The sequence below is a fragment of the Bradyrhizobium uaiense genome, from assembly GCF_010811875.1.
GTDB classification, from domain to species: domain Bacteria; phylum Pseudomonadota; class Alphaproteobacteria; order Rhizobiales; family Xanthobacteraceae; genus Bradyrhizobium; species Bradyrhizobium uaiense.
Genome location: NZ_VKHP01000242.1, coordinates 1 through 13,751, shown reverse-complemented (window position 1 = coordinate 13,751; position 13,751 = coordinate 1). Strand labels below are relative to the sequence as shown.

Annotated in this window: 10 protein-coding genes; 2 read left to right on the top strand and 8 right to left on the bottom strand. The window is 63.6% G+C overall.

Features of this window, described 5'->3' with window-relative positions; genetic code table 11:
- Positions 1–452 precede the first annotated feature (452 nt).
- The 8 genes from FNJ47_RS37810 to FNJ47_RS37775 form a co-directional block, all read right to left on the bottom strand.
- Complete coding sequence (locus tag FNJ47_RS37810) at positions 453–851, bottom strand: nuclear transport factor 2 family protein (protein ID WP_163160935.1); 399 nt, start codon at positions 849–851, stop codon at positions 453–455.
- A 701-nt stretch (positions 852–1,552) separates the two neighbouring features.
- Entirely contained in the window at positions 1,553–2,113 is a 561-nt protein-coding gene (locus FNJ47_RS37805) for a hypothetical protein (protein ID WP_163160934.1), read from the bottom strand.
- A 137-nt stretch (positions 2,114–2,250) separates the two neighbouring features.
- A complete protein-coding gene (locus FNJ47_RS37800; RefSeq protein ID WP_163160933.1) occupies positions 2,251–3,501 on the bottom strand; it encodes an MFS transporter in 1,251 nt (416 codons plus the stop codon).
- Between the two features lie 407 nt (positions 3,502–3,908).
- A complete protein-coding gene (locus FNJ47_RS37795; RefSeq protein ID WP_163160932.1) occupies positions 3,909–4,703 on the bottom strand; it encodes a CarD family transcriptional regulator in 795 nt (264 codons plus the stop codon).
- Positions 4,704–5,132: 429 nt separating this feature from the next.
- Positions 5,133–5,471 carry a ferredoxin FdxA gene (fdxA, locus tag FNJ47_RS37790; RefSeq protein ID WP_016844914.1) on the bottom strand — a complete coding sequence of 113 codons (339 nt, stop codon included), beginning with the start codon at positions 5,469–5,471 and terminating at the stop codon, positions 5,133–5,135.
- Between the two features lie 218 nt (positions 5,472–5,689).
- Positions 5,690–5,974, bottom strand: a complete 285-nt coding sequence (locus FNJ47_RS37785) for an RNA-binding S4 domain-containing protein (protein ID WP_163160931.1) — start codon at positions 5,972–5,974, stop codon at positions 5,690–5,692.
- A gap of 21 nt (positions 5,975–5,995) precedes the next feature.
- Positions 5,996–9,499 carry a helicase-related protein gene (locus FNJ47_RS37780; RefSeq protein WP_163160930.1) on the bottom strand — a complete coding sequence of 1,168 codons (3,504 nt, stop codon included), beginning with the start codon at positions 9,497–9,499 and terminating at the stop codon, positions 5,996–5,998.
- A gap of 759 nt (positions 9,500–10,258) precedes the next feature.
- On the bottom strand, positions 10,259–11,089 hold the full coding sequence (locus FNJ47_RS37775) for a DUF3108 domain-containing protein (RefSeq protein ID WP_163160936.1): 831 nt from the start codon (positions 11,087–11,089) through the stop codon (positions 10,259–10,261).
- A 411-nt stretch (positions 11,090–11,500) separates the two neighbouring features.
- Here FNJ47_RS37775 and rpmB point away from each other — a divergent pair, with 411 nt between their 5' ends.
- Together rpmB and FNJ47_RS37765 are read left to right on the top strand one after the other, a co-directional pair.
- Positions 11,501–11,809: a 50S ribosomal protein L28 gene (gene rpmB, locus FNJ47_RS37770; RefSeq protein WP_163160929.1), complete on the top strand. Its 309-nt coding sequence runs from the start codon at positions 11,501–11,503 to the stop codon at positions 11,807–11,809.
- Positions 11,810–13,377: 1,568 nt separating this feature from the next.
- Positions 13,378–13,605, top strand: a complete 228-nt coding sequence (locus tag FNJ47_RS37765; RefSeq protein WP_163160928.1) for a hypothetical protein — start codon at positions 13,378–13,380, stop codon at positions 13,603–13,605.
- The last annotated feature ends 146 nt before the right edge of the window (positions 13,606–13,751 follow it).

The window sequence follows — 13,751 nt, the reverse complement described above, 5'->3', positions numbered from 1 at the left end:
CACTTCCTCCGCGAGCACCAGGATATATCCGGGCCGTGCATCCTTCGAGGCTCGCCCAGCGGCGCAATTGAGCCGCAGGGCTCGCACCTCCAGCGACAAAGGCGAAGCCTTTGCGCGGGGGTGACGGGACTGAAGGCGGGACAACATGTCCGACGTCGTCCCGGCGAAAGCCGGGACCCATAACCGCAGGGTTTGATTGTTGAGGATGGCTGTGGCCCCAGCCTTGCGCAACAATGGCCTTCGGTGGTTATGGGTCCCGGCTTTCGCCGGGACGACACTGAATGTTTGGTGCCGCTCCTCCGCCATACATTCACATTCTCCCAGGATGACGGTTGGGTTGCCTGAAGCTCGAACAGAGCTGCGTAGCCCGGATGGAGCCAACGGGGCGCGCGTTCGCGCGACCCGTTGGCTTCCGGGCTACAGGCTAATTCAGCCAGCCGCCTCTCGCTTCGTCACGACATCGCGGCGACATCCGCCGCAGTGTCAACGTATTCCTGAAAACGGACCGCCTTTCCGTCGCGGTACTTGAAGACGTGGGCCCATTCGTTCGTCACGGTCTTGCCTGTCTTCTTTGCCCGCGCCGTGAGCGTACCCAGGACCACGACCGTGTCGCCCTGCTCAATCATCTCACGCGGTGCGAACTCGCTGAATTCCAGATTCTCGCCGACCTGGACGAAGAAGTTTGCAATCTGCTGCTTTCCCTTGAAGGTCCCGGCCCAAGGCAATTTGTCCTGCGGACCCGGGGTTATCCACGTGCAGTCGTCATGGATCAGATCCTTCATGAGCGCCGGAATGTCACCACGTTGAAAGGCCTCATAACCCTTCCTGGTTGCCTCAACATTCGATGTCATCGGATTCTCCTCGCTGCAAATTGATGGGTCACATTAATGTCGATCAAATAGCGGCAGGGCGGTCAGCATAGCACGCCGCGCTCCGATTGCCGCCGTCGTCCACGAAGCAAGACAGGACGATACTGGTCAGGATCGTTTACATAGCTTCGAGCGCCGCGATCTCGCCGGCATGGATGCGCTGCTGCACTTTCCGTACGTCATCCTGTCGGCGAGCAGCTCGTGATCTGGGACCGGCTGGGGCAATTGCCGGCCGTCACCGCAATCTGTGAATCGTGACGTCCGAGAACGGCCGCTGGGGCATCAAGCAGCGCTCGTACTGAACGCGCTGCCCGGCAGAGACGGCGTCGTCGTGGGCTACCGCCGGGCCAGGAAGGCCCCAAGCAAGAATGCAACAGCGAGTGATTGAAGCGGGGCCGCCTTGGTCGCTTCACTCAAATGGTGTAGCCATCGATCCTGTTGCGGCAAGGGTTCGAATACGCCGTGCTCAGCCATCTGACGGATTGCGTCCGACGCCTGCTCTATGCGTTGCTCAGGTGTGGCAGTGGAAGCAATATCGCTTTCGTAAGCCATGTATTGCCCTCGGGCATTACCTTCGGAGCGCACGCGGCGGCGTCTGACCAAATCGATCTTCTTATGCGGACACTAACGTCGCGCGATCGCTGACAGTTCCTCGGCGCCTTCGCCATGGGAGCGCGCGCCGCTCAGTCATTTCCGAAGAAATTCACGAACGGACGAGGCGGGGTATCATCGTCTTCGGACGCCATGATCGGCACTTCGCGGCGCGGTGCCTGCTCCACGAGCAGGGGTTCCTCGCGGCGTTGCTCGCCCTGCTCGATCCGCCGCTGTTGGCGCTTCGCGTGTTCGGTCGCACTACGCTTCGCTTTCCGTTCAGCATACCGCTGACGCCGATCCTTTTCTCCAACCTCAGATTTTTTCGCGTCCACCACGTCCGCTTGCTTCTCGACAGGCGTTTGCACGTCCTTGACCGGCTCCGGTTGTAACTGCGGCTGCGGAGGTGTGGCTGGCTCTGGCGTCGCGGGCTCCCGTTGGGTGGCAGGTTGCGGTGCCTGCGCAGCTTCCGCCGTGGATGGCAGGACGACGCGCGCCGGTTCCGCGGGCTCTCGCGAAGAAACCCGCGCCTGGGCACCGGCGGGATCCTTGAGCGCCGAATTTGCCAGCAGCAGGCCTCCACCGAACCCGGCACCGAGGATGATGAAAGTTGTTCCAACGCCCGCGAAAAAGATCATTGCCTTTGATGCCATGGTCCGCTCTCCTCCAATGGCGAGCGAACGCGCGAGAGTTAGCGACGTTCCGTTTCGGGATAACTCGGCAATGAGTCCTGCACGTCTGCAGTGCAAATAACTTGGAACATCGACGTGCCCGTTTGAGGGGTCACGGCCTATCGAGGGACTTCAACTCGCGGAGAACCTGGCCCCTCCCACGCTCTGAGTACACGGCGCGGCAGCAATAGCGGCGTCATCATCAGCAGCAGGCCGCTGAGCGCGACCGCCGCACGGACGCCCACAAGGCCCGCCAGCACGCCCCACAGCGCGGTCAGCACCGCAATGGTCGCGCTGCTGGTGATGGTCCAGGCCGAGAGCACGCGCGCGGTGCGCTCCATCTCGATCTGCGCGAGGCGATAGGCCGCGAACACCGGATTGAAGATACCGATGCAGGTGACGAGACCGAACTGAAGCGCAAAGACGAGGGCGATGCCCGCCGCGCCGTGCGGGATGAAGGCGAGGCCGAGCGACCAGCACGCACGCAGCGTGCCGGCGGCGAGCAACACATTGTGCTGCCCGAAGCGTGCGGTGAGAGAAGGCGCCAGCCGCGCACCGATCAGTCCGCCGATACAGGGCGCGCCGAAGGCGAGCCCGTATTGCCAGGGCGCAAAGCCGAGATCGCGCAGCATCAGCACCGCAAGCAGCGGCGCCGTCGCCATGATCAGGCCGTTGACCACCACGGTGTTGACGAACAGCAGGCGGAGCACGGGATGCGCGAGAATGGTCCGCCAGCCCTCGATCAAGTCGGCCGCGCGAAACGCCTGCACCTGGCGCTGCGCCGGCGCAGGCTCGTTTCCGCCGATCCGCCGGATCGCCAGCGCCGAGAGCAGAAAGCTCAGCGCATTGGCGATCACGGTGACGACAGGGCCGAGCAATCCGATCGCAGCACCGCCGAGCGGCGGGCCGATCGCGATCGCGGTCCAGGTGGTGGATTCAAGCCGGCCGTTTGCGATCACCAGATCGTCCGGCTTCACCAGCGCCTTCAGGCAGGCGCCGCTCGCGGCGCGGAAGGCGATATCAGCGGCGGCCATGATGACGGCCACGACGACGAGTTGAGCGAACGTCAGCTGTCCCAGTACGAACGCGATGGGAACGCTGATCGTCGCGGCGAAACGAATGAGATCCATCGCGATCATCACCGGCCGCTTACGGCGGAATTCGATCCAGGGCCCGAGCGGCACGGCAACCGCGGCCCCGGCCAGCAGCCCCACGGCCGCGAGCGCCGAGACCGCCTCCGGCGGTGCATGCAGCACCAGGATCGCAAGCAGCGGGAAGGCGTCGAAGGCGATCGAGGTGCCGAACGTCGACACCGCGAACGCGGTCCACAGCCAGTCGTAACCGCGCCCCAGCGACCGTCCTGCAAGCATGCCGCGCCCCTCGCCGGTTCCGCGAGATCGCCGCCGGCGCGTTGCTAGAGGTCATGAGTCGCGGCGATCAGCCAAGAGGCGATTGCGGCGGGGCGACATGCAACAGTGCCGCGCTTGCGCGAGCGAGACCGGCGGCGCTGGCTCAGCACATTCGGTCCGCCTCTCCCCTTGTGGGAGAGGCCGGACAGCATGCAGTGAAGCGGAATGCGGTCCGGGTGAGGGGTCGCGGTCTATCGATGGATTACAGCTCACGGAGAGGCCGCACCCCTCACCCGGATTGCATCTGGCGATGCAATCCGACCTCTCCCACAGGGGGAGAGGTGAACCGTGCAAGACGAGGAACCTGGCTCCAAAGCAAAAAGCCCGGTCTTGCGACCGGGCTTTTGTTTTCAATCCGTCGAACCCTTTCAGGCGGCTTCGTCTTCGACGGCGGTGTCGTCGCCATCGGTATCGGCATCCTCGCCGTCGGCGTCGCCCTCGCCTTCACCCTCGGCTTCCGCCTTGGCGCCGCGGCGCGGGCTCTTGGCGAGCTGGCCTTCGATCTCCTTGATCGCCTCGGTCTCGGTCGAGTGCTGGACCACAGCGATCTCGCGCGACAGACGGTCGAGCGCCGCTTCATAGAGCTGGCGTTCTGAGTAGGACTGCTCGGGCTGCGATTCCGAACGATAGAGATCGCGGACCACCTCGGCGATCGCGACGATGTCGCCCGAGTTGATCTTCGCTTCATATTCCTGGGCGCGGCGCGACCACATGGTGCGCTTGACGCGGGCGCGACCTTTCAGGGTCTCCAGCGCCTTCTTGACCAGCGCCGGCTCCGACAGCTTGCGCATGCCGACATTGGCGACCTTCGCCGTCGGGACGCGCAGCGTCATCTTGTCCTTCATGAAATTGATCACGAACAGCTCGAGCTTGGCGCCCGCGATCTCCTGCTCCTCGATCGCCAGGATCTGGCCGACGCCGTGAGCGGGATAGACGACGAATTCATTGGCCTTGAAGCCCTGACGCTGGGTCACGACCTTCTTCGGCTCCTCGACGCGCGGTGCGGCGGCCGGCTTGGCGGCAACCTTCGGAGCAGCGGCGGGGACGGCAGCCTTCGGGGCAGCCGGCTTCGGCGCGGCAGCAGCAGTCTTCGGGGCGACCTTCGCAGCAGCGGGCTTCGCAGCTGCCGCTTTCGCGGCAGTCTTGGCAGTCTTTTCTGGCATCACGCTTCTTTTGTTCTTTGAGGACTTTGCAGCCGCCGCCTTCTTGGCCCCCTTCACGGGCGCCTTGGCACGGCCCTTGGTTGCGCTGCGAGCAACGACAGCGGCTTTCTTCGTCGTCTTTGAAGCACTCTTTTTACGCGTTTTCTGTGACACAGCCTGCGCGCGGATACTGCCACGCCCCTGTTCGAGTTTGCGGGAACCTCGAAGCCACAAGGTACGCATGGCAGGGGGTTCTTGGCCTGTAATGTGCTCAATATAGCACATTTTCCGCAAAAATCAATGGTTTACGCCCGATTCCGGGCATAACAGGGCATCCTCAGGTCATATGTCCGTCATTAGGGTTAAATCGGCGGCCGAACGGAGAGCCGCGGCGGACCCAGGCCCGCCCTTATCGGGGTAGTCCCACCGATAGTCGCGGACGCCAGCGAATCAGTCGCCGCTGCCCGGATTCGGAGAAAAATATTTCTCGAACTTGCCTTCCTTGCCTTCCCACTCCTTGGCGTCCTCGGGCGAGTCCTTCTTCTGGGTGATGTTCGGCCAGCTCTTGGCGTAGTCGCGGTTGACCTCGAGCCACTTCTCCAGGCCCGGCTCCGTGTCCGGCTTGATGGCGTCAGCCGGGCATTCCGGCTCGCACACGCCGCAATCGATGCATTCGTCGGGATGGATGACCAGCATGTTCTCGCCCTCGTAGAAGCAATCGACGGGGCAGACCTCGACGCAGTCGGTATATTTGCACTTGATGCAGGCTTCAGTGACGACGTAGGTCATCCAAAACTCCGGAACGATCGATTTTTCTGGGGTTGCGTAGCGCAGGAATACTGGAGCCGCAAGGGAAGCGGCACCCGAAAAACGCCAGTATTCTCACGCCCCTGCCACCGGTCTTATTGGGAGCATGCCCCCCGGGCAAACGCTACGCGTTTGTCGCGAGGAAAACCGGACACCACTTTTCCGGATCATGCTCAAATCAGATAGCAAGCGCTAGATAACTACTCCTTACCGGCTTGCAAATTGCCGGCCTGCAAATCCTCGTACAGCACGCGCGCCGAACTGGCATCGCCGCGCCGCTCGGCAAAGCCTGTCACCTTCAGCACGCGGACGCTGTTGTCGAGCGCGATGGTGACGACATCGCCCGCCTTCACTGCATGGCCCGGCGATTTCTCGCGTGTCCCGTTGATGCGGACATGACCTGACGCGACGAGTTCAGCCGCGCTGGTGCGGGCCTTCACCACCCGCGCATGCCACAGCCATTTGTCGAGGCGCTGTCGATCCAAGCTTCAGACCAACTGTTTGAACTATTCCTTCCGGCCGGCGAGCTGCTCTTTCAGGGCAGCGAGCTTGGCGAACGGCGAGTTGGGATCGATCGGACGGTCGCGCTCGCGCGGTGCGCTCGAGGCGTAGGGCCGATGCGACGGACCGCCCTCGCGCTTGTCGCGACCGCCCTTGCCGAAATCGCGGCCGCCGCGGTCACGATCACCGCGCTCGCCCTTGCGATCGCCGCCACCGAACTTGTTGTCGCGGCGACGCTCATTGTCGCGATCACGGCCCTTGCCTTCGAAACGCTCGCGGCGCTGGCCGCGGTCTTCACGATTGTCGCGGGCCTGCGCGCCATCGGCAGGCGCTGCCGACGGATCGGCAGGCACCCCTGGACGCGGCGCGCGGAAATCCTGGTGACGGCGCGGACGGCGATGCTGCTCGCGCTTGTTGTCGCCCTCGCCGCCGCCCTCGGCGGCCTGCGCGCCTTCCGCGGGCTTGCCTTGATGGCGGCCGCGGTTGCGGTCGTGGCCGCGATGATGCGGACGGCGCTCGTCGGAGCGGCCGCCGGGCCGCCAGACCTCGACCAGCTGCGGCTCGGCCGGCGCTTCCGCGGCAGCGGGAGGGGCCTCGGCGGTGGCGGCCTCGGTGCCCGCGGTCTCTGCGGGCGCGTCGGTAACAGCTTCAGAGGGCGCCTCTGCAACGGCTTCCACGGCAGGCGCAGGCTCGGCCACGGCCTCAACAGCGGGCTGTTCAGCAGCGGGTTCTTCGGCGACAGCGGCAGGCTCTGCTACCGGCTCATCGACCGGAGGTGCTTGCTCGGCCACGGCATCCTGATGGGCATCGATCACGACCGGCGTCGCCTCGCTGGCGGCCACTTCGGCAAAGCCGACATCGGGCAGCAGCGCGGCTGACGGCGCGGGATCGCCGGACACCGGCTGATGATCGACCGCAGCCTCCGGCGCATCGGCAGTGACTTCGGCAGCCGCATCGACCGATGCGTCCACGGCGGCGTCGGATGTCGCCTCGACCGGCGGCGCATCGGCAGCAACCGTCTCGGTGCTCTCGACGGGCTTCGGCGGCAACGGCGGACGACGGTCCATGCGGTAGCCGAGCGCGCGCAGGATCGAGGCGAAATCCTCGCCGGCGGAGCCGGTCAGCGAGGTCATCGCCTGGGTCACGACGAAGCCGCGGCCGTCGAATGCACCCGCGGGCTTCTCGCCCGGCGAGGTCTCGCGCCAGGCCAACGCCGGGCGGATCAGATCGGCAAGCCGCTCCAGGATGTCGACGCGCACCGCGCGCTCGCCGCACTGGCGATAGCCGAGCACGCGATAGCCATCGCGCGGCAGGGTCTTGTCGACAGGGAACGAGGTGCGGCCGCTGGAGGCCAGATGCTGCACGGTCGACAGCGCAGCCATGTCGACATTGCTTTGTTTTTCGGCCCACAGCAGCGAAGCCAGCGAGCGCGCCGCAGGCTTCAACAGCTGCGGGAAATAGATGTGGTAGGCGCCGAACCGCACGCCGTATTTGCGCAGCGCCGCGCGCGACGGCTGGTCGAGATCCTTCATCTCGGCCGCGATCTTGCTGCGCTCGAGCACGCCGAGCGCCTCGACCAGCTGGAAGGCGATGCCGCGGGCGATGCCCTGGATATCCTCGGCCTTGGACAGTTCGAACAGCGGCCCGAGCAGCTTCTCGATATGCGTCTTGAGCCAGAGGTCGAGCCGGGTCTGCACGGCCTCGCGCGAGGCGCCGGTCAGCCGCTCATCGGAAATGATGCGCAGCCGCGGATGCAGCGCGTCCTCGGCGGCGACGAGCTTGGCGACCGCATCGCCGGTCCAGCGGATGGTGCCGTCGGAGGTCAGCACGAACTGCTCGTCGGGGGCGGCGCCCAGTTTCTCGGCACGCGCATCGATCTCGCGCGCCAGCACCTGCTGGGCGGCGGCTTGCAGCGCCTTGGCGTCGCTGCCGGCCTCGGCCGCATCAGGTGCAAAGGTGAAACCATCGAGCCGGCCAATCACGTGGCCTTCCACGATCACTTCACCGGTCTTGCCAATTTCCGTATTCAAAACTGAGTTCTCCCGCAGGCGGCGCATCAATACACTGGTCCGCCTGTCAACGAAACGCTCCGTGAGCCGTTCATGCAGCGCATCGGATAATTTATTTTCGAGCTCGCGCGTGATCCCCTGCCAGTGGTCCGGGTCGTAGAGCCAGTCGGGCCGGTTGGCAACAAAGGTCCAGGTCCGGATCTGCGCGATCCGGCCCGATAGCGTGTCGATATCGCCATCGGTCCGGTTGGCCTGGTCGACCTGGGCGGCAAACCATGCGTCAGGGATACGCCCCTTTTGCATCAGGAAGCCATACAGCGTGGTCACGAGTTCGGCATGAGCGGCCGGCGACAGCTTTCGGTAGTCCGGAACCTGGCAGGCCTCCCACAGCCGCTCCACCGCCTTGGCCCCATGCGCGAATTCGCGCACCTCGGCGTCGCGTGCGACATGTTCGAGCACCCGCAGGTCCTCGGCCACCGGGGCCCGCGTCAGTGCCTCATGATTAGGCGTCAGCGCCAGCGACACCTGCAGCGCGCCGAGCGAGGAGAAATCGAGCTTCGCGTTGCGCCATTGCAGCATCTTGACGCTGTCGAAGGTGTGGTTCTGCAGCGCGTTGACGAGCTCCGGCTCGAACGGCGCGCAGCGTCCCGTCGTACCAAAGGTGCCGTTGCGCGTCGCGCGCCCGGCGCGGCCCGCGATCTGGGCGAATTCGGCCGGCGTCAGCCGGCGGAACTGGTAACCGTCATACTTGCGGTCGGAGGCGAAGGCGACGTGATCGACGTCGAGATTGAGCCCCATGCCGACCGCATCTGTCGCGACGAGGTAATCGACGTCGCCGTTCTGGAACATCGCAACCTGCGCATTGCGCGTGCGCGGCGACAGCGAGCCGAGCACGACGGCCGCGCCGCCATGCTGGCGGCGGATCAGCTCTGCAATTGCGTAGACCTCATCCGCGGAGAACGCGACAATTGCTGTTCTACGCGGTTGCCGCGTGATCTTGCGGTCGCCGGCGAATTCGAGCTGCGAGAGCCTCGGCCGCGTGACGATCGAGGCGCCCGGCAGCAGCCGCTCGATGATCGGCCGCATCGTCGCAGCCCCCAGCAGCAGCGTCTCGTCGCGGCCGCGGCGATTGAGGATGCGATCGGTGAACACATGCCCGCGCTCGAGATCGGCCGCGATCTGAATCTCGTCGACCGCAAGGAACGAGACATCGAGGTCGCGCGGCATCGCTTCCACGGTCGAGACCCAGAAGCGCGGCGCCTTCGGCTTGATCTTCTCTTCGCCGGTGACGAGGGCGACGTTATCGACGCCGGCGCGATCGACGATCTTGTTGTAGACCTCGCGCGCGAGCAGCCGCAGCGGCAGCCCGATCAGCCCTGACGAATGCGCCAGCATGCGCTCGATCGCGAGATGCGTCTTGCCGGTGTTGGTCGGCCCGAGCACCGCAGTGACGCCTGCGCCGGGCACGCGGTCATTTCCGAACGAAGTTGAGAAAACCATTTTTTGCAGGTGTTTCTTGAATTGTTGGCGAAACGCTCAATCCGTCATCCTGAGAGCGTGTGACGCATTGGCTTGCTCAGTGTCATCACCCGCGCATGCGGGTGATCCAGTATTCCAGAGACGGTCGTGCTTGAGCCGGTAGGCCGCGGCGTACTGGGTCGCCCGGTCAAGCCGGGCGACGACAACGGTGGATGAGGACAAAGCTTCACATCCTCTCAGGGTGACGGTTTGGCAGTGTGTTTCGCACCGGCAGCGTGTTTCGCAAAATCTGTCTCACAATGCGACGCTTTCCGCGCCACCCTTAAGCTTCGGAACGAGTCCGGAACGAATCGCGGCCGAATCGCTGACTCCATTCCGGGCCTGAAACGTTCACCGCAACATCTCGGGTAGACCCTACGGCGGCGGCACTAGATCAAGTTTGAGAGGGCTCCACAAGCACGGGATATGCGGACTGAATTCCTTAAATTCCAGGGGTAGCCGAGTCGAATCAGAAGCAGGCAAGAGTCAACTGGATTCCGGCGACGTTTGTTTCATGCCCGATCACGCGAAGCGCCTCCGAAGTACCCTCTCCCCTTGTGGGAGAAGGGAAGCCCCTCGCCGCGGGGCCAACTCTCAACCCGTCATCCTGAGGTGCGAGCGGAGCGAGCCTCGAAGGATGAATCGGCCGCATCGGGGGGCCGTGCATCCTTCGAGGCTCGCCAAAGAGGCTCGCACCTCAGGATGACGGGTCCGGCAGCGGCGGCCCCGCGAACGAAATCCCTACTGCGTCTTCGCCACGCGCGGCGGCGCGGCTGTGGTGACGAACGACGTCGCTTCCAGCATGGCCTGGCCGAGCGGGGTCGGGATCGTCATGCGGAACGGCACCAGCAGGCGGGTTCCGGCGATCGGCACGAAGGCGATCTCGATATTGCGCTGGGCGGCGAGATATTTGATCACCGGGCGATCCGGGATGTAGCCCGAGATCGGCACGAAATAGAGCGCGCAGACCAGCGCCGGGCCGTGATAGCCGCGCTCGGCCTTGACGATCTCGACCCGCTTGAAATCCAGCTTCATGTCGTAGCGCATGCGGCCGTCGAACACGCCGGCGCCGGTGCGGCAGACATCCGGGCTCATCAGTTCGGCATTGCCGGGCGCGCGCAGGAACGAGCCGGTCATCGGATCGAACACGTTCTTCTTCTGCGCGTCGGTCACCGGCAGCCGGTCGGCATCGACCGGCGGCTCCGGCTCGATCGCGGATTCCTTGATGCCGCCACCCGCGAGCACCATCCGGATCGTCTCGGATTTCTTCGAGGTGGTGGTGGTCGCGGTGTAGGACGAGGCCACGAGCGATCCGTTGACGACGCGGCCCTGCGAGGCGCCGGAGCCGCTTCCGCCGGAAAACGCCTTCAGGAGGCCCGCGGTGCCGCCCCGGGCGGTGGCGGAGAAGGTGTCGTCGCCGACTTCGATGGTCCAGGTGCCCTTGCCGACCGGGATACCGGCCAGCGTCGCCTCATACTGGGCGTCGAGCCGCCCCTGGGCGCTCGCACGCTCGGCGCAGAACAGCAACAAGGCACCCGCGCACAGGCCGATCAGCCGGCCGAGCGGGGGCAAAATGGCAATGGCGGTGGTCACTTAACCTACCTGACGGTCCTGCTATCGGCGCTCTGGTCGTCGTCCATTTGGATTTTGAGCATGATCTTTTCGGAAAACCGCTAAGCACTTTTCCGGATCATGCTCTGGGCACTCAATTCGGCTGGACAACGCGCGCATCTTGTATGGAACCAAGACTTGCAGCCGAATACGCCCTTTATATGGTTGCCATATCAGGCGTTAAGTGGCTGGAAGACCTTATGAACCGGCATTCTCCGGTACCGCCATGCGCCGATATAATCTTGACGCTTGGGTGATCTGCCCCTATACACCCGCGGTTCCTGGAAAATGGACGCGAATTCAAACCCCCCGCACGGGCCGTGTGATTGCACGCCTGGCAGAGAGGCGGGGATGCAATAAGGATTTTGTAAGATGTCCCGGCGCTGCGAACTGACGGCCAAGGGCCCCCAGACGGGCCACAAGGTGAGCCACTCCAACATCAAGACCAAGCGGCGCTTCCTGCCGAACCTGGCCAACGTGACCTTCATCTCGGATGCGCTCGGCCGCAACGTGCGCCTGCGCGTCTCGACCAACGCGCTGAAGAGCGTCGACCACAATGGCGGCCTCGACGCCTACCTGATCAAGGCCAAGGCCGACGTGCTCTCGCCCCGCGCCCTCGAACTGAAGCGCGCGATCGAGAAGAAGGTCGGCAAGCCGGCGCCGGTGAAGAAGGCGAGCTGAGCGAGATCAGCGAGAGCGGAATTCGCTGGAAGAGAGTTTTGAACGGCCGGGTCGATGACCCGGCCGTTTTTGTTTGGGGATCACAAGGCCCTCTGTTGAAGAAAACTAGCGATTCGATCAAGCTACACTCATGGGTAGTATTGTCGGAGTTGCTGTGTTCTCTGGAGGTATCGCCGATAAGCTCGGCAACAGATATGAGGCGAAATGGATCGTTCGGCAGTTCCTCGATGTAATCGGCGGAACGGCGGAATGGATGGTTTATGAGGGGATAAGCGCGGACTTTACTGGGTTTGAATGCTCGATATATCGAAAAGGCATCGTAGAGTGGCACCAAACCAAGATAGGCAAGCTACGATAGAAAACCTGGCAGAGCGAGCTGATCGCCTCCATATCCAAGGCATACTGCTACTGAAAGACTAATCGATGACGTACGTCAAAATGGCAACCGCGCCGGTAGACGGCATACTGATTTGCATCAGCTCCAGGAGATTTTAAAAGCCGAGTACTCTTCTTCAGAGAATGATCCTAATCTCAGACGCCGTTTATTGGACTTGATAGATCGTATGCTACTCTCGGAACTGTACGGTGTGGATGCGATAATAGGGGCTCACGAACGATAGCAGACGATCATCGGTCGGCAGGTTTGGCTCCGGTAGGTGAGGTTCACGATGTGACGCCGCAGGCTTCCGCCTCCAACTGCATCGGCAAATCGCTGCAGGACCATTTTCAAACCGCATCGGGAATGGCCAGATCGAGGGATCCGAACAAAACGACATGCTTGGGAAAGCGAGCTTTCCTAATAATTTCAACTCACGATACGCTACCCAGCGAAGAAAATATTCCTCGCCCCGAGCCCCCAACTCACGAGTACAAGCAGCGCGTCCCGCCCCTCTGAGAGGAGTGCGTCGCGATCGTCACGGACGTTTGGTGCGGGATGCGGTGGACGCGAGAGGTACGCGAGACGGGCGCGCGGCGTCGCGGACGGTGAAAGCGTGTGGTCCTGACGCCCTCGTGGCAGGTGCGCGAGGTGGATTCTTCTTTGCGCGATTACGCGTGAAGTAAATTCGTCTATCGCGTCGCATGAAGAGAGATGGATTGCTTCGTCGCTTCGCTCCTCGCAATGACGACGTCCGCGAAGGCTGCAGCGGGCCCGCTGACAGCTGCTGCCAATGACAGCGGTGTCACCGCTCGCCGCAGCGCGAATCTTCTGCCGATACGGCGGCGTGTGCGTGAAGAAACGCTTAATGCGCGCGCCTTAACCAACATAGAAACCCTATAAATAAAGGCAAAGCGAGCTTCTCGCCTGCCCGTTAATCACAACCTCACGCGATCAATCACGAGCGCATGAGGCGCATGCAAAACGCCACGATCTCATCCAACTCATGGTGTGCAAACAAGCCGTCCGACACGATTGCGATTCGACGCGGCAACGCCGCGCGGCTCGAACACCGTGACGGACGTCACGGCCGGTACAACTGATTGTGAGGCATGTGCGCCGCACTCTTGGGAAGAAGCTTGGCCGTTCCTACATCACGTCCAAAGAACGACCCCGATAAAGGAATTGATCAATGCAAGTTCGCGCAGCCGATACGCGCGGAAGACTGGTGCCCGCGATCGCAACCGCCGCCGTGGCGGTGCTCGCAACGGCCGCCCTCGTCGTCCTCGAATTCAGCCCGCCCCGCAATGTGCAGGCCGCCGCCGAGCCCGGCATGATCACCTCCGCCGCCGCCAGCCGCGCCGGCGCCACCGTGCTGCCGACCGACCCGGTGACCACCGGCAGCGTGCGGTATCGATAAGGGGCGCTGTATCCATCATCGTCGTCCCGGCGAAGGCCGGGACCCATTACCCCGGCTGTCTATTTGGTGCGACGCTGGGGCAACAATCCGCGTAACGGCAATGATTAGTGGTTGATGGGGTGGACGGCCCCCTACGGCATCAGTGT

What these genes read in the sequence shown, in the direction of transcription:
- FNJ47_RS37810 (WP_163160935.1), bottom strand. Translation starts at nt 851, where the DNA reads ATGACATCGAATGTTGAGGCAACCAGGAAGGGTTATGAGGCCTTTCAA.
- FNJ47_RS37805 (WP_163160934.1), bottom strand. Translation starts at nt 2,113, where the DNA reads ATGGCATCAAAGGCAATGATCTTTTTCGCGGGCGTTGGAACAACTTTC.
- FNJ47_RS37800 (WP_163160933.1), bottom strand. Translation starts at nt 3,501, where the DNA reads ATGCTTGCAGGACGGTCGCTGGGGCGCGGTTACGACTGGCTGTGGACC.
- FNJ47_RS37795 (WP_163160932.1), bottom strand. Translation starts at nt 4,703, where the DNA reads ATGCCAGAAAAGACTGCCAAGACTGCCGCGAAAGCGGCAGCTGCGAAG.
- fdxA (WP_016844914.1), bottom strand. Translation starts at nt 5,471, where the DNA reads ATGACCTACGTCGTCACTGAAGCCTGCATCAAGTGCAAATATACCGAC.
- FNJ47_RS37780 (WP_163160930.1), bottom strand. Translation starts at nt 9,499, where the DNA reads ATGGTTTTCTCAACTTCGTTCGGAAATGACCGCGTGCCCGGCGCAGGC.
- rpmB (WP_163160929.1), top strand. Translation starts at nt 11,501, where the DNA reads ATGTCCCGGCGCTGCGAACTGACGGCCAAGGGCCCCCAGACGGGCCAC.
- FNJ47_RS37765 (WP_163160928.1), top strand. Translation starts at nt 13,378, where the DNA reads ATGCAAGTTCGCGCAGCCGATACGCGCGGAAGACTGGTGCCCGCGATC.